23 protein-coding genes are annotated in these 22,979 nt (G+C 68.1%); 6 read left to right on the top strand and 17 right to left on the bottom strand.

Going from position 1 to position 22,979, the window contains the following annotated elements; all coding sequences use genetic code 11:
* Positions 1–2 precede the first annotated feature (2 nt).
* The 7 genes from AB0M51_RS30610 to AB0M51_RS30640 form a co-directional block, all read right to left on the bottom strand.
* Positions 3–1,637, bottom strand: a complete 1,635-nt coding sequence (locus AB0M51_RS30610) for a GspE/PulE family protein (RefSeq protein WP_344193338.1) — start codon at positions 1,635–1,637, stop codon at positions 3–5.
* Complete coding sequence (locus tag AB0M51_RS30615; protein WP_344193336.1) at positions 1,634–2,728, bottom strand: type IV pilus twitching motility protein PilT; 1,095 nt, start codon at positions 2,726–2,728, stop codon at positions 1,634–1,636. Before AB0M51_RS30615 ends, AB0M51_RS30610 begins: the two co-directional genes overlap by 4 nt.
* A gap of 84 nt (positions 2,729–2,812) precedes the next feature.
* Positions 2,813–3,154, bottom strand: a complete 342-nt coding sequence (locus AB0M51_RS30620; protein ID WP_363751554.1) for a prepilin-type N-terminal cleavage/methylation domain-containing protein — start codon at positions 3,152–3,154, stop codon at positions 2,813–2,815.
* Between the two features lie 49 nt (positions 3,155–3,203).
* Positions 3,204–3,965 carry an AAA family ATPase gene (locus AB0M51_RS30625; protein ID WP_344193332.1) on the bottom strand — a complete coding sequence of 254 codons (762 nt, stop codon included), beginning with the start codon at positions 3,963–3,965 and terminating at the stop codon, positions 3,204–3,206.
* 150 nt (positions 3,966–4,115) lie between these two features.
* Positions 4,116–5,882 carry a helix-turn-helix domain-containing protein gene (locus tag AB0M51_RS30630; protein ID WP_344193330.1) on the bottom strand — a complete coding sequence of 589 codons (1,767 nt, stop codon included), beginning with the start codon at positions 5,880–5,882 and terminating at the stop codon, positions 4,116–4,118.
* A 4-nt stretch (positions 5,883–5,886) separates the two neighbouring features.
* On the bottom strand, positions 5,887–7,188 hold the full coding sequence (locus AB0M51_RS30635) for an MFS transporter (protein ID WP_344193328.1): 1,302 nt from the start codon (positions 7,186–7,188) through the stop codon (positions 5,887–5,889).
* A 17-nt stretch (positions 7,189–7,205) separates the two neighbouring features.
* Positions 7,206–7,934: a 3-hydroxybutyrate dehydrogenase gene (locus tag AB0M51_RS30640; RefSeq protein WP_344193326.1), complete on the bottom strand. Its 729-nt coding sequence runs from the start codon at positions 7,932–7,934 to the stop codon at positions 7,206–7,208.
* 146 nt (positions 7,935–8,080) lie between these two features.
* Here AB0M51_RS30640 and AB0M51_RS30645 point away from each other — a divergent pair, with 146 nt between their 5' ends.
* Positions 8,081–10,330, top strand: a complete 2,250-nt coding sequence (locus AB0M51_RS30645; protein ID WP_344193324.1) for an FdhF/YdeP family oxidoreductase — start codon at positions 8,081–8,083, stop codon at positions 10,328–10,330.
* Here the strand turns inward: AB0M51_RS30645 and AB0M51_RS30650 are convergent.
* Complete coding sequence (locus AB0M51_RS30650; protein WP_344193322.1) at positions 10,305–11,480, bottom strand: MFS transporter; 1,176 nt, start codon at positions 11,478–11,480, stop codon at positions 10,305–10,307. The genes AB0M51_RS30645 and AB0M51_RS30650 overlap by 26 nt on opposite strands.
* Positions 11,481–11,587: 107 nt before the next feature.
* Here AB0M51_RS30650 and AB0M51_RS30655 point away from each other — a divergent pair, with 107 nt between their 5' ends.
* Positions 11,588–12,145 (top strand): CGNR zinc finger domain-containing protein, encoded by a 558-nt coding sequence (locus AB0M51_RS30655; RefSeq protein WP_344193320.1) that lies wholly within the window; start codon positions 11,588–11,590, stop codon positions 12,143–12,145.
* A gap of 39 nt (positions 12,146–12,184) precedes the next feature.
* On the opposite strand, the gene AB0M51_RS30660 is transcribed toward AB0M51_RS30655, so the two are convergent.
* The 5 genes from AB0M51_RS30660 to AB0M51_RS30680 all read right to left on the bottom strand — a co-directional run bounded on the left by AB0M51_RS30660 (position 12,185) and on the right by AB0M51_RS30680 (position 16,602).
* Positions 12,185–12,835 (bottom strand): uridine kinase, encoded by a 651-nt coding sequence (locus tag AB0M51_RS30660; protein ID WP_344193318.1) that lies wholly within the window; start codon positions 12,833–12,835, stop codon positions 12,185–12,187.
* 164 nt (positions 12,836–12,999) lie between these two features.
* Entirely contained in the window at positions 13,000–13,290 is a 291-nt protein-coding gene (locus tag AB0M51_RS30665) for a hypothetical protein (RefSeq protein WP_344193316.1), read from the bottom strand.
* A gap of 5 nt (positions 13,291–13,295) precedes the next feature.
* Positions 13,296–13,577 (bottom strand): hypothetical protein, encoded by a 282-nt coding sequence (locus AB0M51_RS30670; RefSeq protein WP_344193314.1) that lies wholly within the window; start codon positions 13,575–13,577, stop codon positions 13,296–13,298.
* 70 nt (positions 13,578–13,647) lie between these two features.
* Complete coding sequence (locus AB0M51_RS30675) at positions 13,648–15,834, bottom strand: MMPL family transporter (RefSeq protein ID WP_344193312.1); 2,187 nt, start codon at positions 15,832–15,834, stop codon at positions 13,648–13,650.
* A 231-nt stretch (positions 15,835–16,065) separates the two neighbouring features.
* Entirely contained in the window at positions 16,066–16,602 is a 537-nt protein-coding gene (locus tag AB0M51_RS30680; RefSeq protein WP_344193309.1) for a YgjP-like metallopeptidase domain-containing protein, read from the bottom strand.
* Between the two features lie 523 nt (positions 16,603–17,125).
* Here AB0M51_RS30680 and AB0M51_RS30685 point away from each other — a divergent pair.
* A complete protein-coding gene (locus AB0M51_RS30685; protein ID WP_012922897.1) occupies positions 17,126–17,284 on the top strand; it encodes a DUF5679 domain-containing protein in 159 nt (52 codons plus the stop codon).
* A 94-nt stretch (positions 17,285–17,378) separates the two neighbouring features.
* Positions 17,379–18,692 (top strand): AarF/ABC1/UbiB kinase family protein, encoded by a 1,314-nt coding sequence (locus AB0M51_RS30690; RefSeq protein WP_344193307.1) that lies wholly within the window; start codon positions 17,379–17,381, stop codon positions 18,690–18,692.
* Here the strand turns inward: AB0M51_RS30690 and AB0M51_RS30695 are convergent.
* Positions 18,679–20,142, bottom strand: a complete 1,464-nt coding sequence (locus tag AB0M51_RS30695; RefSeq protein WP_344193305.1) for an MFS transporter — start codon at positions 20,140–20,142, stop codon at positions 18,679–18,681. The two genes, AB0M51_RS30690 and AB0M51_RS30695, sit on opposite strands and share 14 nt — an antisense overlap.
* Before the next feature lie 103 nt (positions 20,143–20,245).
* Here AB0M51_RS30695 and AB0M51_RS30700 point away from each other — a divergent pair, with 103 nt between their 5' ends.
* Positions 20,246–21,031, top strand: coding sequence for a DUF899 domain-containing protein (locus tag AB0M51_RS30700; RefSeq protein ID WP_363751562.1), 786 nt, complete (start codon positions 20,246–20,248; stop codon positions 21,029–21,031).
* Here AB0M51_RS30700 and AB0M51_RS30705 read toward each other — a convergent pair whose 3' ends face one another.
* A complete protein-coding gene (locus tag AB0M51_RS30705) occupies positions 21,032–21,199 on the bottom strand; it encodes a hypothetical protein (protein ID WP_344193301.1) in 168 nt (55 codons plus the stop codon).
* A gap of 18 nt (positions 21,200–21,217) precedes the next feature.
* Between AB0M51_RS30705 and AB0M51_RS30710 the strand changes: the two genes are divergently transcribed.
* Complete coding sequence (locus AB0M51_RS30710; protein ID WP_363751564.1) at positions 21,218–21,739, top strand: NUDIX hydrolase; 522 nt, start codon at positions 21,218–21,220, stop codon at positions 21,737–21,739.
* A 313-nt stretch (positions 21,740–22,052) separates the two neighbouring features.
* Here the strand turns inward: AB0M51_RS30710 and AB0M51_RS30715 are convergent, their stop codons facing one another.
* Together AB0M51_RS30715 and AB0M51_RS30720 are read right to left on the bottom strand one after the other, a co-directional pair.
* Entirely contained in the window at positions 22,053–22,340 is a 288-nt protein-coding gene (locus AB0M51_RS30715) for a WhiB family transcriptional regulator (RefSeq protein ID WP_131285495.1), read from the bottom strand.
* Positions 22,341–22,491: 151 nt separating this feature from the next.
* A complete protein-coding gene (locus tag AB0M51_RS30720) occupies positions 22,492–22,689 on the bottom strand; it encodes a hypothetical protein (RefSeq protein WP_344193297.1) in 198 nt (65 codons plus the stop codon).
* Between the last annotated feature and the right edge of the window lie 290 nt (positions 22,690–22,979).

The following is a 22,979-nucleotide window of genomic DNA, read 5'->3' on the forward strand; positions in this document are numbered from 1 at the left end:
GGTCAGCTCCCGACCATGTAGATGGATCGCATGACCTCACCGATGGTGGTGACGCCCTGTTCGACCAGGCGGACGCCCTCCTCGGTCAGCGTGCGCATGCCCTCGTACCGTGCGACCTTGCGGATCTCGTCGTGTGACGCGCGGTCCACGACCAGCTCGCGGATGGCGTCGGACACCGGCATCAGCTCGTACACACCGGTCCGTTCCAGGAAGCCGGTGTGCGCGCAGAAGTTGCAGCCGGCACCACGGACGAAGCCGTCGGCCGGGGTGCCTCCACCCGCGCTGGCGAGGAACGCGAGCTCCTCGGCCTTCGGTTCGTAGTACTCGCGGCAGTTCGTGCAGACCCGCCGTACCAGGCGCTGGGAGACCACGGCGGTCACCGAGGACGCGATCAGGAAGGTCTCGATCCCCATGTCCAGAAGGCGATGCAGCGCGGTCGCGGCATCGGTCGCGTGCAGTGACGAGAGTACGAAGTGCCCGGTCAGCGCGGACTGTACGGCGATCCGCGCGGTCTCGACGTCGCGCACCTCGCCGACCAGGATCACGTCCGGGTCCTGCCGCAGGATCGACCGCAGTCCGCCGGCGAACGTGATGCCGGCCGCCTCGTTGATCTGGATCTGGTTGATCGAGTCGAAGGTGTACTCCACCGGGTCCTCGATCGTCATGATGTTGCGTTCGGGACTGTTGATCTCACCGAGCGATCCGTACAGCGTCGTGGTCTTGCCGCTGCCGGTGGGTCCGGCGCAGATGACCATGCCGTACGGTGCCCTCAGCAGGCTCGAGTACGTCGCTGCCATCTGGTTCGGCATCCCGAGTTGCTCGAGCCGGTACAGCGGCCGGCTCTTGTCCAGCAACCGGAGCACCACTTTCTCGCCGCCGACGACGGACGTCGTGGAGACCCGGATGTCGACCGGCCGCCCCTCGACGTCCATGCTGATCTGACCGTCCTGCGGCCGGCGGCGCTCGACGATGTTGAGGTCGGAGAGGATCTTGATCCTGCTGACGACGGCAGGCCCGATCGAGCCGGGCAGTTCGAGGACGTCGTGCAGCGCGCCGTCGATGCGGTACCGGACCCGGACGCGGTCGCCGTGCGGTTCGATGTGCACGTCCGACGCGCGGTCGCGCAGCGCCTGGGTGATCACCAGTTGCACGACCTGGACCACGGGCGCGTCGTCACTGGCGCCCGGTGCGTCGTCGCGGATGTCCTTACGGACCGCGTCACGAGCCTCGAAGACCTTGACCCGGTCGTCGATTCCGGTCAGCGCGCGGTACGCCGTACCGATCGCGTGCAGGATGTCCGTCGGGGCCGCCAGCCTGAGGATCACCCGCCGGCCGAGCGCGAATCGCAGATCGTCGACAATCGACGGGTCGGCAACGGCGACGGTGACGACGTCGTCCTGAAGAGCGAGCGGTACGGCGACGAGGGCACGCGCGGTCTGCTCGTCGATCAGTGCGGCCGCGGCCGGATCCGGGCTGACGGTACGCAGGTCGGCCAGATCGAGTTGGTACTGCTCGGCCAGATGACGTGCTCTGGTCCGCTCGATGTGTAGATCCTGTTCGGTGGCGGCCGGAAGCACCTCGGGCCTCGCGTTGGGTGCGGCGTGCCGCGGCTCGGGTTGCGCCTTGCGGAGCTTCATGCCGGCACCCCCGCCCGCAGCCGCGGCCGCGCCTCGACGTCTTTCGGGTAGAGGCTGCGTGCGACCGCGTCGTCGTACGTGACGACGCCGTTCTGCACCAGCGTGGACAGCGACTGCTCCAAGGTGACCATGCCGTCGCGCTGGCCGGTGACGACCGAGTTCCGCAGTTGGTGGGTCTTGCCTTCCTTGATCAGGTTGCGAATGGCTGCGTCGGCAACCATCACTTCGTACGCCGCGATCAGGCCGCCGCCGATCCGCGGGATCAGTCGTTGGTAGACCACACCCGTGAGGGCCGCCGCGAGCTGGACGCGGACCTGGGCCTGCTGTTCGCCTGGGAAGACGTCGACGATGCGGGCCAGGGACTGCGCGGTGTCATTGGTGTGCAGTGTCGCGAACACCAGGTGGCCGGTCTCGGCGATGGTGAGGGCGAAGCGGATGGACTCAAGGTCGCGCATCTCACCGACGAGCAGTACGTCGGGGTCCTCGCGGAGAGCGGAGCGCAGTGCGTCCGGGAAGCTCGCGGTGTCGCTGCCGACCTCGCGCTGGTTCACTGCGGACAGCTTGTGGTCGTGGACGTACTCGATCGGGTCCTCGATCGTGATGATGTGGCAGGCGCGCTCGGCGTTGATCTTGCCGATCATCGCGGCGAGCGTGGTCGACTTGCCGGAGCCGGTCGGCCCGGTGACGAGGACGAGGCCCTGGTGCTTGCGGGCGAAGTCGTACAGGACGGGCGGCAGGCCGAGCTCTTCCATCGTCGGGATCTGGCGCGGGATCATCCGGAGCGCGACAGCAGTGTCACCGCGCTGCGTGAACGCGTTGCCGCGGATCCGGGCCTCGTCGCGCCAGGAGAACGAGAAATCGTGTTCGTGCTTGGTGTTCCAGTCGGCGGCCTGCTCTGCGGTCAGTACTTCGTTCAGCAGGCTGTCGGTGTCGTCGCGAGTCAGGGCGTCCAGACCGTGTACGGCGTACAGGCTGCCGTGGACGCGGATCTGCGGTGGCATGCCCGCGGTCAGCAGCAAGTCCGTGCCGCCCGCTTTCCAAAGCTCTTCGAGCAGCAGGTCAACCCGGCCGCCACGAGCAAGACTGATCATGGTGCTCTCCAGGAGTCGGAAGATGGAAACCGGTGGGGAGAGGGCGCTTGGGGCCGTCCCTCCCCACCGGAGCTCAGGTCGGCGTCAGAGGGTGTCGCAGGCTGGGGCGACCGTCACCGCGCCACCGCTGCCGAGCGTGACCGCGTACTTAGTGCTGGTCGGCCAGCTGCGCAGGAACTGGCTGGTGCCTCCCGTGAGATCGGCCTGCGCCGGCCAGGTCCCGTTCTTGGCGTAGTACGCCTCGACGGCCACCTCGACGCTCTTCACATCCGACTTGCAGGCGGCTGCATAGCCGCGGTCCTGGATGCCCTGAACTGCGAAGACGACGATGCCGGAGAGGACGCCGAGGATGACGATGACGATCAGGAGTTCGATCAGGGTGAAGCCGGCCTGGTTGCGCCGGGCTTCGCGGATTCGGTTGAGCATGATGGGTTTCTCTTTCTGTACAAAGGGTTTGATGAGTTGCGAGGTGGTGCTACGCGGAGGGCGGGTCGCGGCTGCACCTCCCGTCGTTGGCGGCCAGGGCGTCGGCCAGGTGGTGGATGGCGACGCTGACGGGGTGGTCGGGGTAGCCGACCGCGATGGGTTCACCGCGGTTGATCGAGGCGGGTACATCGGTCCAGTTGGGGAGTTGCGCCGTGATCGGGCTCCGGAGCAACTGGTCCACGTCGGCGGCAGTGAGGCCGGTGCGGTTGTCGCAGCGGTTGATGACGACCGACCGTGCGCTGGCGTCGTACAGCAGGTCGAGGATGTCGAGTGTGAGCCGCAGGTTCTTCAGCGACGGTCGCTCCGGAGTTGCCACCAGCACCTGATGGTCTGCGGCGTCCAGCGCGACAAGCACCGAAGCGTTGAACTGCGAGGGGGTGTCGATGACCACGTAGTGGTACATGTCGCGCACGATGTACAGCAGGTCCTCGATCAGCTCCGGCGAGATCTGCGCCGCGGCCCCCGGACCGCTTGGCGCCAGCAGGCAGTCCAGCCCGGGCCGGAACGTGGTCATGACGGCGGCGACGTCCTCGGCCGTCAGCGCGTCGTCCCGCTGCAAGGCATCACACAGACTCCGCTCCGCGCGCAGGCCGAGTGTGCAGGCGACGTCGCCGAACTGCAGGTCCAGGTCGATCAAGCAGACGCGTCGGGTGCCGCGGGCGCACAGCGTGACAGCCAGATTCGTAGCGACGGTCGTCTTACCGCAGCCACCCTTGGCCGCGAACACCGTGATGATGCGTCCACCTGACATTTCAGCACCCCCCGGCGCCACGCTGTGTCACCGCGAACGCGCTGACCTGGCCTAAAGAGTGCTGTCTCGGGGAGATTCGTCACAGCGGGTGAACGGATGACAAGTCCGCACCTTTGGATGACGCGCTGTCGTCCGAACGGCTGACAGCGCTCAGCCGAGGGCGGAGCGGAGGCGGAGAGCTACCTGCACGTCGAGGGCGCGGTCCGGTGACTGCCAGCCGTCGCCGAGGAGTGCGGTGATGCGGTCCAGCCGTTGCTGGACGGTGTTTGGGTGGATGTGCAACGACGTTGCCGCCCGGGTTGGGCTTTGGCCGGCGGCGAAGTACGCCTGCATCGTGCCGATGAGGTCGGTGCCGCGGTCTGCGTCGTAGTCGAGGACCTGGCCGAGTATGTGCTGCACGTGGGCGTGTACGTCGACCTCGGATGCTCCCACGAGTCCTGCGACTCCGAGGTCGTCCGGAGTTGCAGACTCACCGGTACGCCCCAGCCGGACCATCGTGGTGACAAGACGGACTGCCTGCCGGTGCGCCTCCACCAATGGGTCTCCCCACGCTGCAGGTCCTGTCACGGCAACGGTCACGCCACTACGCTTCGCCAAGTCAGACAGGTCCCGTGCCGCGGACACAGCCTTCGTACGAGTGAACAGCAGGACCAGGTCGCCGCCGTACGGACCAGATAGGACCAGGCGGTCCTCCAGTGGTGCAGACAGTCGAGCCAGTACGCCGGAGTGGTCGCCGCGGCACACGGCGACGACCAGGCGGTCGTTTCTGTGGTTAGGCGCGAGCAGTCGGAGCCGATCTGTCAGGGTGCGCGGGTCGGCGCTTCCACTGAGTACATCGGCCAGGAGATCCGCCTGTGCACGTTGAGATTGCTCGGCCGCCTGCCGGCGGAACAGGAGGACCAGTGCGGTGACAACGGCTGCCCGCTCCACGATGCGTTGGTCAGCACCAGACAGGTCGTCAGCGCCGCCGATGACCAGCGCGCCGAGCCGTTCACCCTTGGCCGTCGCTGCCACGACCCAGCAGTCACCGCTGCGCGTCAAACGACCAGAGGACGACTCCTGCCACGGAACCGGCGTACCAGGGACCTGACCGGCGTTGGCCAGCTCGTTGCCGCTGGCATCAACCAGTACGACCCACACGCCCAGCAGCTCGGCCAACGCGGCAGCTATGGCGTCCACGTCCCCGCCGGACAACACGATGTCGGCAAAGCGGTCATGTGCTGCGGCTGCATGCTCCACGCCGGCGTGTGCGGCGGACAGTTGGTCTAAGGCCGCAGCGGTCTCAGCCGCGGCCCGTACCTGTACCAGCGTCACCGCGGCCAGTGTTGCGAGTGAACCGAGCAGGGACACCTCATCACGGCTGAACGGCCGCCGCGTCCGATTGGACGCGAACAGCACGCCTACGAAGGCCCCGTCCACGACAAGCGGCGTACCGCAGATGGCTACGAGGCCCTCCTCGCCGACAGCGTCGTCGATCGGCAGAGTGTGCCGGAAACGCCTGTCCGAGGGGTAGTCCGCGGTCCAGTACGGCTTGTACGTTTCTGCGACCAGCCCGCCCAGCCCCGCGCCCAGAGGTAGTCGCAGCTGTTGGAAAGCCGCAGACACCGAGCCGTCGGTGGCCCGCATGTACGTGTCACCGCGTGTCTCGTCGTACAGAGTCAGGTATGCGACGTCCGTACCGACAAGGGTGCGGGCGCGGTGGACGATGGTGTGCAGTACGCCGCCAGGGTCCCGGGCTGACGCCAACTCACGCGCTACGTCGACCAGGGCGGACAGCTCGGCCTCACGCTTCTTGCTGGCGTCCATACCGGCCCGGATGCGCAAGGCGAGCTCCCGTGCCACCGCGTCCTCGCCCGCCGCCCGGGCCAGCTCGCTCCCGGGCGCGTCTTCGGCCAGTAGGCGCAGCAGCTCCTCCATGGTCCTACAGCGTAGTGAGGTCCCGGCGGTGCGTTTCGGAGTACGACGTCACCGCCACGATCGAGATGACGGCGCAGACCGCGATGTAGACCGCGATCGCGTAGCCCGAGTCGTACGTCTTGAGCAGGGCCACCGCGATGAACGGCGCCAGGCCGCCCGCGATGATCGACGCGAGCTGATAGCCGACCGAGACACCGGAGTACCGCACCCTTGTCCCGAAGAGCTCGGTGAAGAACGACGCCTGCGGACCGTACATCGCTCCGTGCAACACCAGGCCGACCGTGACGGCAAGCGCGGCCAAGGCGAAGTTCTTGGTATCCACCAGCGTGATGAAGAGGAAGCCCCAGACCCCAACGCCGACCGCACCGATCAGATACACGGGTCGCCGGCCGATGCGGTCCGACAGCGCGCCCCAGAGCGGGATCGCGAAGAAGTGCACGGCCGCGCCGATCAGTACGGCGTTCAGCGCGAACGACTTGCTCATCCCGAGGTGTTCCTTCGCGTACGTCGCGATAACGATCGTGAAGATGTAGTAGCTGACGTTCTCCGCCATCCGCGCGCCCATCGCCGTCAGCACCTCGCGCGGGTACTGCGTGAGCACCTCGAGCAGCGGGAGCTTGTCCGCCGGCTCCTGCTTCGCCCGCGCCTGCTGGAACACCGGCGACTCCTCGATTCGCAGCCGCACCCAGAGCCCCACCAGTACCAGTACTGCCGACAGCAGGAACGGAATGCGCCAACCCCACCGGTTGAAGTCAGCGTCCGACTGGAACGCGGCCAGCCCGGCCAGCACTCCGTTGGCGATCAGCTGACCCGCAGGAGCACCCGCTTGCGGCCAGGACGCCCAGAAACCACGCCGTGCCGGATCACCATGCTCCGACACGATAAGGACTGCCCCACCCCACTCCCCGCCGAGTGCGAACCCCTGGATGAGCCGCAGTACCGTCAGCAGGATCGGAGCGAGCGCACCGACCTGCGCGTACGTAGGCAGCAGTCCTATGGCGAACGTAGCGAGGCCCATCATCAGCAGCGACAGCACCAGCAGCTGTTTGCGGCCCAGGCGGTCACCGAAGTGCCCGAACACCACACCGCCGATAGGACGTGCAAAGAAGCCCACCGCGAACGTAGCGAAGCTCAGCAGCGTCCCCGTGAGCTGCTCCCCCTTCGGGAAGAACAGGTCGCCGAACACCACCGATGCGGCGACCCCGTACAGGAAGAAGTCGTACCACTCGACCGTCGTACCGACGAGGCTCGCGCCGACCACCCGGACGATCGACGCACGTGTCTGGACTGGCTGTGTTGCTGTCATTTGGGCGGACTCCTCAGTTAGTGGGCGGTCCAGCCGCCGTCGAGTACGAACGAGCTCCCCGTGATGGAGGCGGAGGCGGGGCCGCACAGTACGGCGACCAGCTCCGCCACTTCGGCCGGTTCGATCAGCCGCTTCACCGCGACCGGTTCGAGCAGGACCTTGTCCAGCACTTCTGACTCGGACAGACCGTGGGTGGCGGCCTGGTCCGCCAGCTGCGCGGTGACGAGCGGCGTACGGACGTACGCCGGGTTCACGCAGTTGCTGGTCACCCCGTGCGCGGCGCCTTCCAGGGCGACCACCTTGCTGAGTCCTTCGAGCCCGTGCTTCGCAGCGACGTACGCCGCCTTGAAAGGACTGGCCCGTAGTCCGTGGACCGAGCTGACGTTGACCACGCGACCCCAGCCGGCGCCGTACATGTGCGGCAGCGTCTGACGGATCAGCCGGAACGGTGCCTCCAGCATGAGCCGGATCAGGTAGCTGAACCGCTCCGGCGGGAACTGCTCGACCGGTGCGACCTGCTGGACCCCTGCGTTGTTCACCAGGATGTCCACGTCAACCGGGAGCTCCTGGAGCCGTTCCAGATCCGACAGGTCGGCTACGACCGTCTCGACGCCCTCCAGTGCGTCCAGACCGGCCCGGTCCAGGTCGACGGCCACCACGTGGACACCGTCCGCTGCCAGGCGCTGAGCGCAAGCAGCGCCGATACCGGACGCTGCCCCGGTGACGAGGGCTCGACGGGTCTCCATGGCGGACGACTGTAGGAATCCGCGGCCGTGACGACTATGGGATCGGGCCACATATCCCGAGCAGCGACTGTGGCGGCGTGCACCACTTATCCACAAGTGTGCCTATCAAAGCAGCACACCACGATAGGCAGGCCTATTGTTGAAACATGGTCGACATCGAACAGCCGAAGCAGAAGGCCGCCGGCGTGCCCGCCGTGCTGTCGTCGTTCAAGTTCGGTCTCCGCGAGATGGGAGCGGTTCGCAGCGGCCGGGCCTTCCTGAAGATGAATCAGGACCGCGGATTCGACTGCCCGTCCTGCGCGTGGCCGGATCCCGAGCACAAGCACACGGCAGAGTTCTGTGAGAACGGCGCCAAGGCCGTGGCCTGGGAGGCAACGCGCAAGCGGGTGCCGCGCGAGTTCTTCGCACAGCACTCGGTGGCCGAGATGGACCGGATCTCCGAGCTCGACCTCGGCAAGCTCGGCCGGATCACCGAGCCGATGCTGCTCCGGGCCGGCGCCACGCACTACGAGCCGGTCGGCTGGGAGGAGGCGTTCCAGGTCGTCGCGCGGCACCTCAGGGCGCTCGTCGACCCCGACGACGCCGTCTTCTACACGTCCGGCCGGACCAGCAACGAGGCCGCGTTCCTGTACCAGCTGTTCGTCCGCGCGTACGGGACCAACAACCTCCCCGACTGCTCGAACATGTGCCACGAGTCCTCCGGTACGGCGCTGTCCCGGGTGATCGGCAGCGGCAAGGGCGCGGTCACGCTGAAGATGCTCGAGGAGTCCGAGCTGATCGTGATCGTCGGGCAGAACCCGGGCACCAACGCGCCGCGGATGCTCACCCACCTCGAGGTCGCCAAGCGCAACGGCGCCTCGATCGTCTCGGTGAACCCGCTGCCCGAGACCGGCCTGATGCGGTTCATGAATCCGCAGAAGCCGCGCGGTCTGGTCGGTAAAGGCACGCAACTGGCGGACCAGCACCTGGCGATCCGGCTCGGCGGCGACCAGGCGCTGTTCCTGGCGCTCGGCCATCTGCTGCTCGAGGCCGAGGCCGCGAGTCCGGGGACCGTGCTGGACAAGTCGTTCATCGACTCGCACACCAGCGGTTTCGAGCTGTACGCGAAGCACAACGCCGAGCTGGACTGGCCGGCCGTCGAGCAGGCCACCGGGCTGCGGCGCGCAGAGATCGAGGAGCTCGCGCAACGGTTCATCAAGTCGAAGGCGACGGTGGTCTGCTGGGCGATGGGGCTGACCCAGCACCGGGAGGCGGTCGCGACGATCAGCGAGATCGTCAACGTGCTGCTGCTGCAGGGCAACATCGGCAAACCCGGCGCCGGGCCGTGCCCGGTGCGCGGGCACTCCAACGTGCAGGGCGACCGCAGCATGGGGATCTGGGAGAAGATGCCCGACGCGTTCCTGGACAAGCTCGACCGCGAGTTCTCGTTCACGTCACCGCGGGAGCACGGCGTCGACGCGGCCGCCACCGTGAAGCGGCTGCGGGACGGCGCCGTCCGGGTGTTCTTCGCGATGGGCGGCAACTTCGCGTCCGCGACGCCCGACACCGAGGTGGTGCACCGCGGGCTGCGCGAGTGCGACCTCACCGTGCACGTGTCGACGAAACTGAACCGGTCGCACACCGTCACCGGCCGCGAGGCGCTCATCCTGCCGACGCTCGGCCGGACGGACCACGACCACACCGCGGCGGGCCCGCAGTCCGTGTCGGTCGAGGACTCGCAGGGCGCCGTACACCTGTCGAAGGGGAACCTGATCCCGCCGGCGCCGGAGCTGAAGTCCGAGATCGGGATCGTGTGCGGGCTGGCGCAGGCCGTCGTACCGGACGTCGGGCAGATTCCGTGGGCGGACTTCGCCGACGACTACAGCCTGATCCGGCAGCGGATCGGACGGGTCGCGGACGGGTACGAGAACTACGAGGACCGGCTGCGGGACGGGGACGGCGAGTTCCTGCTGGCACATGCGGCGCGGGACAAGCGCGAGTTCAAGACGTCCGACGCGCGGGCCCAGTTCACGGCGAACGATCTGACCTGGCTGCCGACGGAGCCTGGCCGGCTGTTGCTGCAGACGTTGCGGAGTCACGACCAGTTCAACACGACGATCTACAGCCTCGAGGACCGGTACCGCGGGGTTCACGGGACGCGCGAGGTGGTGTTCGTGCATCCGGACGACCTGGCGGACCTCGGTCTGCGGGACGGTCAGTACGTCGACATCGTGAGCGAGTTCCAGGGTGTCGAGCGGCGGGCCTCGCACTTCCGGATCGTCGCGTACCCCACGGCTCGTGGATGTGTCGCGGCGTACTACCCGGAGACCAACGTGCTGATGTCGGCCGATGACCTCGCGAAGGGCAGCAACACGCCGGTGGCGAAGGGCCTCACCGTGCGGCTAGTCGCTTCCTGAACCAGGGCTGCAGTACTGCGAGTACGGCGGCCACTGCGGCGCTGGTGAGCCAGAGTCCCGTGGGGCCGGACTTCTCGAGCAGTTGGGTGACCGTGAGCGGGGCGATCGTGGTCGCGATGCCCCAGCTCAGGCCGAAGATCGCGAGGTACCGGCCGCGCGCCTCGTCGGGGGCGAGGCCGGACGCCTGCGTGAGGTAGCGGGTCAGGAGGAACAGGTCGCCGAGACTCCAGAGGACGGCGGCGAGTACGAAGACCAGCAACGTGTGGGCGAACGCGCTGGCCAGCAGGCCGGTGGCCAGCAGCACGTAACCGATCGCGATCGACCGGAAGTCGTCGAGGTTCTGCAGCCGGAGCAGGCGTTGCGCCGCGATCAGTGTGACTGCGGAGACGGCGAGGATGATGCCCGCACCGGATTTCGGCAGCCCTTGCTCGAGGAGCGTCAACGGCAGGCCGATCACCAACTGCATGTAGATGGTCGCGAAGACGGTGCCGCTTGCCAGCAACAGCAGCAGCCGTCGGTCCCGCCACGGCGACACAGCGCTCCGCTCCACCAGGTCCACCTCGGCCGGCGCGTCCCGCCGTACGTCGGCTGGTAACGCCAGCGCGACGAGAGTGGCGCAGAGCAGACAGGTGATCGCGTCGGCGACGAAGAGCCAGCGGAGGTCCCAGTGGCTGATGGCGGCCGCCAGCAGCCCGGCGAGGACGCCGGCCGCGGCGAGGGCCGCGCTGTAGAGGCCGTACGCGGCGGGGCGATCCTCCGGCTCGGTCACGTCCGCGATCATCGCCTGGCTCGGCGGTTCGTAGATCTCGAACGCGAGCCCGAGGAGGACCGTCGCCAGTACCGCGGACCACAGCGTGTGACTCAAGGCGATCCACAACTGCGAGACCGCGCAGCCGACCAGCCCGAGTACGATCGTCCGCCGCCGGCCGAACCGGTCCGCCAGCTGCCCGCCCAGCAACCGCGACGGAATCGTCGCCGCACCGAAGACCGCGAGGACCACCCCCGTCTGGGTCAGCGAGGCCTTGAACTCGACCGCCAGCACGACCCCCAGGAACGGCAGTGTGAACGCCCCGATCTTGTTGACCGCCCGCGCGACGATCAGGATCCAGACGGCTCGCGAGAGTCCTCTGGTCGCGGCGACGACGCTCATACCGAACCCCCATGACTGTCTAAGTGGCTATGATCGGTCACGCAAGCTCGAGACTACGGAGGTTATGCGTGACTGGTCAAGTCTCTTTTGATAGTCATGCTCGCAGCGTGCTGGCCGCGTCGGTCGAGTACGTGAACCGGCTGACACCCGGATACTCCGGCGGTACGGCGTACTCCGCGCCGGCCGACGACCCGGAATCGGTCACGTCCGCGGTGGCCGACGCCCTCACCGCGATCGGGTACCCGCCGAGTTCCCGGCCGCCGGTCGACGACTCGCGCCGGCTGATCCGCCTCGCCCAGCGCATGCGCGTCGTCTTCGAGTCCGCCAACGCCGGCGACCTCGACGCCGCCGCCGCCGAGATCAACGCGCTGCTCCGAGACACCAACGCCCGCCCGCAACTGGACCGCGGCCGCGACCGCCCGTGGAGCCTCCACTTCCACGGCCCCGACGAACAACTCGCCAACGGCTGGGCAGCCGGCTGCGCCGCAGGCCTCGCCCTCGCAGTAGGCAGCGACCTGGCCGGCCGCCTAGGCGTCTGCGCGGCCCCCCACTGCGACCGAGTCTTCGTTGACACCTCCAAGAACGGCCAACGCCGCTTCCACTCCCCCCAATGCCAAAGCCGAGTAAAAGCCGCCGCCCACCGAGCCCGCCAGTCCACCAACTGACCTGACCGATGTTCGAGCAGTTGCGGCGCTGACGTACGTCTACGAATCCGTCAGTCGGCGACTGAGGACTGGTGCGGCCGGATCCTCGTTGCTCACCAGCAGTTGCGCGCGGTCGGCCGGCCGGATCTGGTCGACGTACAACTGCTCGCCTGGGACGTAGCGGGTGCGGTAGCGGTGGGCGGCGGCCTCCGGGGAGTCCATCCAAGCGGCGTCTCGTTCGGTGCCGCGGTGGAGGACTGTTTCGAAGGAGACATGGACGTAGAGGCGGAGGTCCCAGCACTCGTCCAGTTCGGGTCGTTGCAGGAAGCAACCATCGGCGATCAGGATCGCTTGTGGTGAGGCGGTGCGGACGGGCGCGTCCACCACGGTGACCGCGTTGGACTCCCGGAGCGCCGTCGTGTAGCGGCGGTCGCCGCCCGGGCCGAGGGGTTCGAGCAGGCGCGCGCGGATCGCCTCGTTGTCGTACACCTCGTAGTAGTAGCTCTCCGGCGACTCGATCGGGTACGTCGTCCGCAGCTCCGGCGCCCGCTTGAAGTAGTCGAGCCCGGCGCGGATCACCTCCCGCTCGGTCCGCCCCCGCACTACGTCGGCCAACTCGTCCGCCAACGTGGTCTTCCCAGCCGCCGAAGGCCCATCAACCGCCACCCGCACCGGATGCCCCCGCTCCACCGCGAGCACAGTCTCAGCCACCTGCCCCAGCACCCGAGCGCGGATCGCGCCCGACTCCGGAACAATTTCGTCACCTACCGCCGAAAACTTTCCGGAAAGCCCACCAGCCAACCCATCAGTCCATTCACCCATGCCAAACATCCTCCAGCCACACAACCCCCATGTCCGAACGGTTTTCGGGACGCTCAATCGCCGAGGAAGCGCAGCTCCCCCTCGCTGCCGCCTTGCGTGCACAGCTCCGCCAGCTTCAACAGGAGAGGCCGAACGCGGTCCGGAGCGCGAGGCACGAACCGCCGAGCCTCGGCCGCCAACACCTCCAGTTCGTCCCGCGCGAACACCACATCGCCGTACGCGTCGACACGACCAAGCATCGGGAAATCTTCATCGACCGGCAGCGCGGCCGCCAAGTCGTCCCACCACTGCTCAACCCCGTCGATCAGTCGGCCGTCGACCCACAGTTCGATCCTGATAGCCACGACGGTCACCCGTCGGAGTCGTCGTCAGGAGGAAGCAATCGGGCTGACGGGGCGCACCAGCCGACCAGGAGGTCCATGACGTCGAGGATCTTGTCCTCCACGTCCTGCGAGACCAAGCCCCGGATCCCGCTCAGGTCGTCCAGGAGAGTTTCGGTCGGGATGCGGTCGGCCAGCATGCGTTCAACCAGACTTCGAAGGCGCTCGCGGCCCTCGGGAAGCTCGACGGCGGCGAGCATCTGGTTGCGGCGCTCGACGCTCGGAGGAGGGGCGGGGCGGTCGGTGCTCACAGGCGGACAGTAGACCCGCGGCCCACCCGGTTCAGGTTCTGGGTGGGCCGCGTGCGGGCGCCGACCGTTGTCAGGCGACGGGGGTCAGTTCGCGTTGTTCTTCTGTGGTTGAGCTTGCGGAGTGTTTGGCGGGCTTCGGGCGGAGCCAGTTGGGGGCCCACCAGTTGGCTTCGCCGAGGAGAGTCATGATGCTGGGGAGGACGACCGCGCGGATGATGGTTGCGTCGATCAGGATGGCTACTGCCAGGCCTACACCCAACTGCTTCATGTCGAGGGTGCTCAGGGTGGCGAAGACGGCGAAGACGCCGATCATGACCGCGGCCGCGCTGGTTACCACGCCGGCTGAGCCGGTGATGCCCTCGGCGACGGCCTGTTTCGTTGGTACGCCGCGGAGTACGGCCTCGCGGATCCGGCTGACGACGAAGACGTGGTAGTCCATCGAGAGGCCGAAGAGGACCACGAAGAGGAAGAGCGGGAGCCAGCTGACCACCGAGCCGTTGGAGCGGAAGTGGAGCAATCCCTCGGCCCAGGTGTTCTGGAAGACCGCGGTGACGACGCCGTACGCCGCCCCCGCGCTCAGCAGGTTGAGGACGATCGCGGTGACCGCGACGACCACCGAGCGGAACGTTGCCATCATCACGATCATCGTCAGCAGCAGGACGAAGCCGATCACCAGCGGGAGCTTGGAGCGGGTGTGGGCGGCGTAGTCCACGTCAGCCGCCACGAAGCCACCGACCGCGTACTCGACGCCGGGCACCTTCCCGACGGTCTCCGGCATCAGGTCCTTACGGAGCTTCGCGAGTGAATCCCGGGCCTGCTGGCTTCCGCCCTCGTACGGCGTGGCCACCTCGAGCGTGGCGACCGTGCCGTCCTTCGAGAACCGCGGCTTCTCCAGACCGTCTGACGCGAACAGCGGATCGCCCTTGGTCTTCGCCTGAAGCTCCGCCAGCGCGGCCTTCACCGCGGACTGCTGGTTCGCAGGCGCCCGTACGGCGACCTCGTGGCTCGTGCCCGTGCTCGGGAACGCGGCCGTCAACCGGTCATACGCCTTCATCACCGACGTCGTCCGCGGCAGGTCCTCGGTGCCCGGGAACTTCAGCGTCATACCCAACGCCGGCGACGCGACCGCGAGCAGCGCGGTGACGGCGACGAGCAGCGTGGCGATCGGGTGCTTGAGAGCCGGCTTCAGCACGGTCGGCCAGAACCGCGGCCGGCCCTTCGAAGCGGTCAGCCGCCACACGAGCGGGATCCGCGGGCGGTCCACCCAGCGGCCGAGCTTCGCCAGTACGGCGGGGAGCACGGTCAGCGAGCCGACGACGGCGACCGCGACGACCAGGATCGAGCCGACCGCGAACGAGGAGAAGACCGCGTCCCGGGCCAGGAACAGGCCGGCCATCGAGATGATCACCGCCGTACCGGAGACCACGACGGCGTGGCCGGAGGTCGCCGCGGCGATCTCGACCGCGTCGACATGGCCACGGCCCTTGGCGCGCTCCTCGCGTTCACGGCGGAGGTAGAAGAGTGAATAGTCGACGCCGACCGCCATCCCGATCAGCAGGATCACGCTGTTCACCGCGTCGACCGCGGGCACCAGTTGCGAGGCCGCGGCCGAGAGGCCGATCGCGGCGGCGACCGCGGACAGCGCCAGGAGTACCGGCACCGAGGCGGCGATCAGGGCACCGAACGCGAGCAACAGGATCGCCAGCGTCACCGGCAGGCTGAACATCTCCGCCCGCTTGAAGTCCTTGCCCAGCGTCTCGTTGAGCGCCTTGCCGATCGAGAGTCCACCGACCTCTTCGATCCGGAGGTCCGGGTACTGCTCCTGGACCTGCGCGGTGGTGTCGAGCAATGGCTGGACCCGGTTGTCCCCGTCGCCGTCCTTCAGCGTCACGCGGACGATCACCGCGTCGCCCTTCGGCGACGGCATCGGCTGAGCGACCTCCGCGACCCCACCGAGGGCGCGCATCTGCTGGATTACCGTGCCGGCGGCCTTCCGGGCTGCCGCCTGGTCGAGCTGCCCGGACGGCGCCGTGATCAGCACGCTCTCCACGTCCGGGTCGTCGAAGTTGCCGGACTTGACGATGTTGTCCGCCCGGGTGACCTCGCCGATGTTCCCCTCGTCGGTCGACTTCTTGGTCCCGGTCACGGAGCCGAGCGCGAAACAGGCGGCCACGACCACTAGCCACATCGCGATCGCCCGCCACGGATGGGTGGCGCTCCAGCGCGCCGCCCGGACCGTGATCTGTCCCCTGGCCATACGTTCCCGCCCCTCTGCGCCCCTCCGGAGCGCCCCACCCAGCGCACCTGGCGCGGCGCTGGCTACGGGACAACAGCCTCGCCGCGAGGGTCCGCCCCGGGCCATGCAGGAAGCCCCCGAGTCACCCCTGGGGGAAACCCCACCCCACCCTTTCCCGTACGCCCTACGCACCCCGGCCATGACGTGGCCCGCGGGGCGGTGCGGCTGGGGCCTGGCGTGCGGTGGAGCGGGTCAGAAGTCGTCGAGGGTCAGGGACGCGGCGGCGGAGACGCCTTCGAGGTAGCCCTCGGCGCGCTCGGCTTTCGGGTAGCGGTGGACCAGGTCCCAGAAGTTCGCGTTGTGCGTCGGCTCGATCAGATGGGCCAGCTCGTGGACCAGGACGTAGTCCACGACCCAGGCGGGCATCGACTGCAGCCGGGTGCTCAACCGGATCGAACGGTCCGCCGGCGTGCACGAACCCCACCGTCTGTTTTGGTTCGAAACCCACCTCACAGACGCAGGTTCGGGCACTTCGGGGAGGTGGCGACACGCGAGTTCGTGTGCTCTGGCCAACAATTTTTCGTCCGACACGCGCGATCGGCTGCGCTGTTTCTCCAGCCGCGCCAGCATGGTTTCGACCCAGCGCGCCTCCTCGGCGGCGGACAGCCGGTCGGGCATCAGCACGACCACCCGCTCGCCGTCCCGGTAGGCGCTGACCGTGCGCTTGCGGCGCTTGCTGCGACGGATGTCCACGTACGGCGGGATCGGGCGCGGTGGAGAGTCGGCCATGGCTCAGAAATGTACCCCCCGAATCCGACAACTTTCTTCGGTGCACACCCTGTGGATTCGCGTTTCCGCAGGTCAGACGCCTGATCTTGATCCCGCCGATCCCCGTTGTTCACACCGTGTTCCCCCACCCGTCCACAGCTTCCGACGGCGCGTCCCACAAGTTGCGCACAGAGTTATCCACAGGCGTGGACAACCTGGGCTTGCCTCTGCGGCCGGGTCCTCCTAGCGTCGTCTGCAACAGGCTCCCGGACCGCTTCCGGGACTGCTCGGAGGGGAAGCCGAGTCGTTCCGGAGGCGGACCACCGGGAGCCTGTTCCGCGTCGCCGAAAGTTTCGGTAAGGGCTTTCCTCGGGGGATTCCGGCGGCGCGCGGGCCACCGGGTGCGCTTGAGCCTGAGCCAGGAGGCCGTAGGGTGAATCCCGACTGGGCCGAACGGCCTACGGCAGGACGGTCTGCCGTTAGCATCCAACGACTGCCCGGGGCGAGGCCCCGGGCTGGAATTCAGAGCAAGGAGAGGGCCCTCATGGCAGAGACCTGGAGCGGCGAGTTCTACTGCGTCAAGTGCAAGGCCAAGCGCACCGCCGACGGCGAGGTCAAGGTCAACGACAAGGGCACGCGCATGGCGAAGGCCAAGTGCCCCGAGTGCGGTACGAACCTGAACCGGATCCTCGGCAAGGCCTGACGCACCAAGTCGTAGGGGCGGTGCCGGACCTGCAACACGGGTCCGGTGCCGCCCCTCCGTCGTGGCGGCTTGGGTGACCGGACAGAATGGAGGGGTGTCGGACCTTCCTCGCAAGGCGCTGAGCCGGACCGCGAAACTCGCCAGCCTGCCGCTCGGCGCCGCCGGGCGGGCGACGGTGGGCCTGGGCAAGCGCATCGGCGGTGCTCCCGCCGAAGCCGTGCTGGCCGAGTTCCAGCGCCGCACCGCGGACCAGTTGTTCGCCGTCCTGGGTGAGCTCAAGGGCGGCGCGATGAAGGTCGGGCAGATGCTGAGCCTGATGGAGTCGGCGATGCCGGAGGAGTTCGCGGCGCCGTACCGGGCGACCCTGACCAAGCTGCAGGACTCCGCTCCGCCGATGCCGATGTCGACCGTGGACTCGATCCTGTCCCGCGAGCTCGGCAAGCGCTGGCGGGACCGTTTCGACGAGTTCAACGAGGTACCGGCGGCGGCCGCGTCGATCGGCCAGGTGCACCGCGGCCGGCTGAAGGACGGCCGCGAGGTCGCGATCAAGCTGCAGTACCCGGGTGCCGCCGAGGCGCTCCGCGCGGATCTGCGCCAGCTCGGCCGGTTCGGCCGTACGATCGGCTCACTGATCCCCGGCCTGGACGTGAAGCCGCTGGTCGCGGAGCTCCAGGAGCGGATCGGCGAGGAGCTCGACTACGACCGCGAGGCGCAGGCCCAGCAGCAGTACGCCGACGCGTTCAAGAACCACCCGGAGTTCGTCGTCCCGCGGGTCGTCAAGCACTCCCCCACGGTGATCGTGTCCGAGTGGATCGAGGGCCGCCCGTTGTCGTCGTACATCAATGACGGCACCAAGGAGGAACGCGACGCGATCGGGCTGAAGTACGTCCGGTTCATGTTCAGCGGGCCGAAGTACGCCGGTCTGCTGCACTCGGACCCGCATCCGGGGAACTTCCGGGTGCTGGCGGACGGGCGGCTCGGCGTGGTCGACTTCGGCCTCTGCGCGCGGCTCCCGGACGGGCTGCCGCCCGCGATCGGGAGGCTGCTGCGGATCTCGCTGAACGGCGACGGTGTCGCGGTCCGGGACGGCCTGAAGGCCGAGGGCTTCATCAAGCCGCGGATGGAGATCGACCCGGACCAGCTGATGGACTACCTGGCGCCGTTCGCGGAGCCGGCCCGGGAGGAGACGTTCCAGTTCAGCCGGGCCTGGATGCGCGCGCAGGCGAACCGCACCAGTGACCTACGGTCGCCGAACGCCTCGCTCGCCCTGCGGCTGAACATGCCGCCGTCGTACCTGCTGATCCACCGGGTGTGGATCGGCGGCATGGCCGTGCTCTCCCAGCTCGAGGCCGAGGCCCCGTTCCGCTCGGTCCTGGAGGAGCTGCTGCCGGGCTTCACCGACGACTGAGGGCCGGCACCGCCCGCAGCGTCACAGCGAGCAGGACCGCCATCCCGGCCAGGGCGAGCGCCGTGATGCCGGCGGCGAGGTGCAGGCCGGCCGTGAACGCCTCACGAGCCTGCGTCAGTACGTCGCCCGTGGCGCCCTGGGCGATCGTCTCGCCGAGCGAGTTGCCGCCGGTCCGGCCGCGGTACACGGCGGTCACCACGCTGCCGAGGACGGCGATCCCGAGCGAGTAGCCGAACTCGTTGCCGGTCTGCGTCAGTGCTCCTGCCGAACCTGCCTTCTCCGGCGGGACCGAGCCGATGACGAGGTTCGTCCCCAGGATGACCAGCGCGCCCGGCCCGAAGGCCTCCACTGCGAAGGCGATCACCAGCACGGTCGTCGACGTCGTCAGCGCCACCACGATCATCCCGGCCACGGTGAAGGCGACGCCCGCGGGGATCAGGATGCCCGGACGGATCCGGTGCGCCAACCGCGGGGCGAGCTGGAAGCCGATGGTCGAGGTGATCATCCCCGGCACCAGCGCGAGTCCTGCCTGCAGCGGGGTCATCCCCTTGACGAGCTGGAAGTACTGCGCCACGAACACCATCACGCCGCCGGACAGCATCGAGTACGCCGTCATGCTGCCGAGCGTCACGCTGAACGTCCGCCGCGTGAACAGCCGTACGTCGACCAGCGGGTCGTCCAGGCGCAGCTGTCGCCGTACGAAAGTCCAGCCGAACGCCGCACCGACCACCAGGGCGCCGACGGCCTGCAGGTCGGCACCGTGCGCCGCCAGGTGCTTCAGACCGTGGATGGCCGGCAGGATCGCCAGCAGCGACAGGAGCACGCTCGGTACGTCGATCCGCCCGGCCTGCCCGTTGCGGTACTCCGGCAGCAGCAGCGGACCGACCGCCAGCAGCACGACCATCGCGGGTACGCCGATCAGGAACGCCGAGCCCCACCAGAAGTGGTTCAGCAGGACGCCGCCGACGATCGGGCCGACGATCGCTCCGACGGTGAAGCAGCCGCCCCAGACACCGAGCGCCGTCGCCCGCCGGCGCTCGTCCGGGAACAGGGTGGAGATCAGCGACAGCGTGCACGGCGCGATCGCGGCACCGGCGATCCCGAGCACCGCGCGGGCGCCGATCAGCATGCCGGGGTTCACGGAGTACGCCGCGACGATCGAGGCGATCCCGAAGACGGCCGCGGCGATCAGCAGCAGCCGGCGCCGCCCGAGCCGGTCGCCGAGGCTGCCCATCGTGATCATCAGGCCGGCCACCATGAACCCGTACACGTCCAGGATCCACAGCTGCTGGGTGCCGGTCGCACCGAGCGCCTCGGTGACCGCGGGGATCGCCAGCAGCATCACGAACAGATCGAGCGAGACGAGCAGGGTGGCGAGACACAGCACGCCGAGCGCAACCCACTGCCGCCTGCCGGTCACCACGGTGTCCGTTTCCAGCCTCAGGGTCATGATCCGGGTCCTTTCGAGAAGTTCCTTCACTGACCGCGTCGATCGGGACGATCCGGCATCGACATACCTTCGAGAGGAACTTCTTCCAGAAATGGAGACCGTGATGACGACGTTCGGAAACCTCCCTGAGGTCGTGTCACCCGACGAGTGGCTGGCCGCCCGCCGGGAGCTGCTGCGGCTGGAGAAGGAACTGACCCGCGCCCGCGACCGGCTGAACGCCGAGCGGCGGCGGTTGCCGATGGTGCGGATCACGAAGCCCTACACGTTCGAGGGTCCGGACGGGCCGGTCGGGCTGCTGGACCTGTTCGAGGGGCGGGACCAGCTGGTGATCCATCACTTCATGTTCGCGCCGGAGTGGGACGAGGCGTGTTCGAGCTGCTCGTCGGCGGCCGACGAGATCGGCAACCTGCGGCAGCTGCACGTCCGGAACACCTCGCTGGTGGCGGTGTCGCGGGCGCCGTACCCGAAGCTGGCGGCGTTCCGGGAGCGGATGGGCTGGTCGTTCCCGTGGTACTCGTCGTACCCGGGCGACTTCAACTACGACTTCCACGCCACGCTCGACGACCGGGTCGCGCCGGTGCTGCTGCACTTCCGGACGCAGGAGGAGTTGGCGAGCGAGAAGGGTACGCCGTGGACGGACGGGCCGTGGACCGGCGACATGAACGGTGAGGAGATGCCGGGGATCAGCACCTTCTTGCGGGTCGGCGAGGACGTGTTCCACACGTACTCGACGTTCGGCCGCGGGATCGAGGACTTCCACAACGGCTACCGGTACCTCGACCTCACCGTGCTCGGGCGCCAGGAGGCGTGGGAGGAGCCGGCCGGACGGGCGCAGCCGCTCGGACTACAGGTCGGCGGACCCGGGATGCGGGTGCCTGACCAGTACTGATCACCAGTAGACGGTGTCGAGCTTTCCCTCGATGTTGCGGACGTTCTCGCGGGCGCAGCGGTCGCAGTACAGCAGCTTGCGTCCGTCCTCGAACGAGGTCACCCAGGTCAGCGGAGCCTCCTCGGACTCCGCCTGGACACCACACAACGCACACGTAGCACTTGCCATACGTCTAGTCTGCACCGTGTGCGATGGACGGTTCACGGTGAGGGTGAGGTCTGGGGGAACCAATGGCTGAGCGTCCGGCGGTTGGACGTCGAACAGCCTGACGGGGAGCGGTTCGACTACCACGCGGTGCGGCTGAAGGACATCGCCGCCGCGGTCGTCACCCGGGACGAGCACGTGCTGCTGATGTGGCGGCACCGGTTCCTGACCGACACCTGGGCGTGGGAGATCCCGATGGGGATCATCGAGGCCGGGGAGGACCCGGAGACGGCGGCCCGGCGGGAGCTGCTGGAGGAGACCGGCTGGCGGGCGGACGGGCTGACCGAGCTGATCCGGTCGGAGCCGGCCGCCGGGATCATGGACTCGCGGCACTTCGTGTTCCGGGCGACGAGTGCGACGTACGCCGGTGAGCCGACCGAGCGGAACGAGTCCGACCGGATCGAGTGGATCCCGATCGCGGACCTTGCCGGGATGATCTCCCGGCACGAGATCGTCAGCGGGATCACGCTGATCGGCCTGCTCCAGCTGCAGCTGCACAGCTGAGGGGCGGCACCCCCTTGTGGGTGCCGCCCCTCAGTGCTGGTCAGGCGATGTTTCGGGTGGATCAGACGAGGCGGGCAAGCGCGAGGCGCGCACGTGCGCTGGCCCTCTCCGCTCGCCGGCCGGCCCGCTCGGCCTGCTTCTGCGCCCGCTCGATCTTCTGAGCGAGGCGGAAGCGCCGGTTCTGCTCTGCGTCCTTCAGTGAAGTACGACAATGAGCACGGGCGAGATCTTCATGAAGTAAATGCATTTCGGTGCTCCTGGTGAAAGTCTGAGTAGTCATCGTTCGGACTCGTTTTCGTAGGGGTTGTCGTCGTCAGGCAGCGGTTACGGTGTCGCTCTTGCGGGGACGCCCACGGGGCCGCTTGCGCGGAACCACCACACCCTGGACGAACAGCTCGCCACCCCACACTCCCCACGGCTCGGAACGCTCGAGCGCTCCGGCCAGGCACTCGGCCTTCAGCGGGCAGGTCGTGCAGAGCGACTTCGCGTACTCGACGTCCGCCGGCGATTCGGCGAAGAAGAGTTCTGGCGCGTAGGACCGACAGGGCAGGTCCTGCGACGTTGCCACCTCGGTGAAGACATCGAGGAAGCTCACGCTCATTCCGGTCACCTCCCAGTGACTGTTTGATGCTGATCTCTTGTCGTCCTCGACGACTACCGGTTGGTAATCGCCAAATCTGTGCTGACAAACAAAAGGGCCGCGGGACCCTTTGGTGGGTTCCGCGGCCTGGAGGTGCCGGCTCTGACGCTTGTCAGACCGGTGGACTCCATGCTCGAGAACCCGAACCGCCGTACTTCACATCGCCGACAGCTCCGCCCTTGAACTGGGCAGCGCCGGAAGCCATGAGCACAACGGTCGCGACGTGCAGGCGCGGCGAGGCACCCGGGATCTGGGCGCACGGCAGCGCGGCAGCGTCGCTGAACGGCTTCTTGACCGTGTTGGTAATCATTTCCAGGGCACCTCCTCTCGTTGTGGCGAAGCGGGCGGTTGGCTCGATCGCTATGGTGGTTTGAAGTTTTCGGCCAGGCTTCGACCGCAGAAAGAACAGTACGCCGTCCGCGCCGAAGCCCGCAAACTATTTATTGCCAGTTCGCGAAGTTGGCCGGAAGTTGCCGCTCCGACGACCGGATCTGACCGTCGGCACAGCTTTCCAGCACGCTCCGGGACGCCGTCCGCACGCTGCGGGATCGTTGCCTCTGTCACCTAACTGCCACGTCTGCCAGCAGCAGAACACGGCCT

The organism is Kribbella sp. NPDC051137 (genome assembly GCF_040682535.1).
Taxonomy (GTDB): domain Bacteria; phylum Actinomycetota; class Actinomycetes; order Propionibacteriales; family Kribbellaceae; genus Kribbella; species Kribbella karoonensis.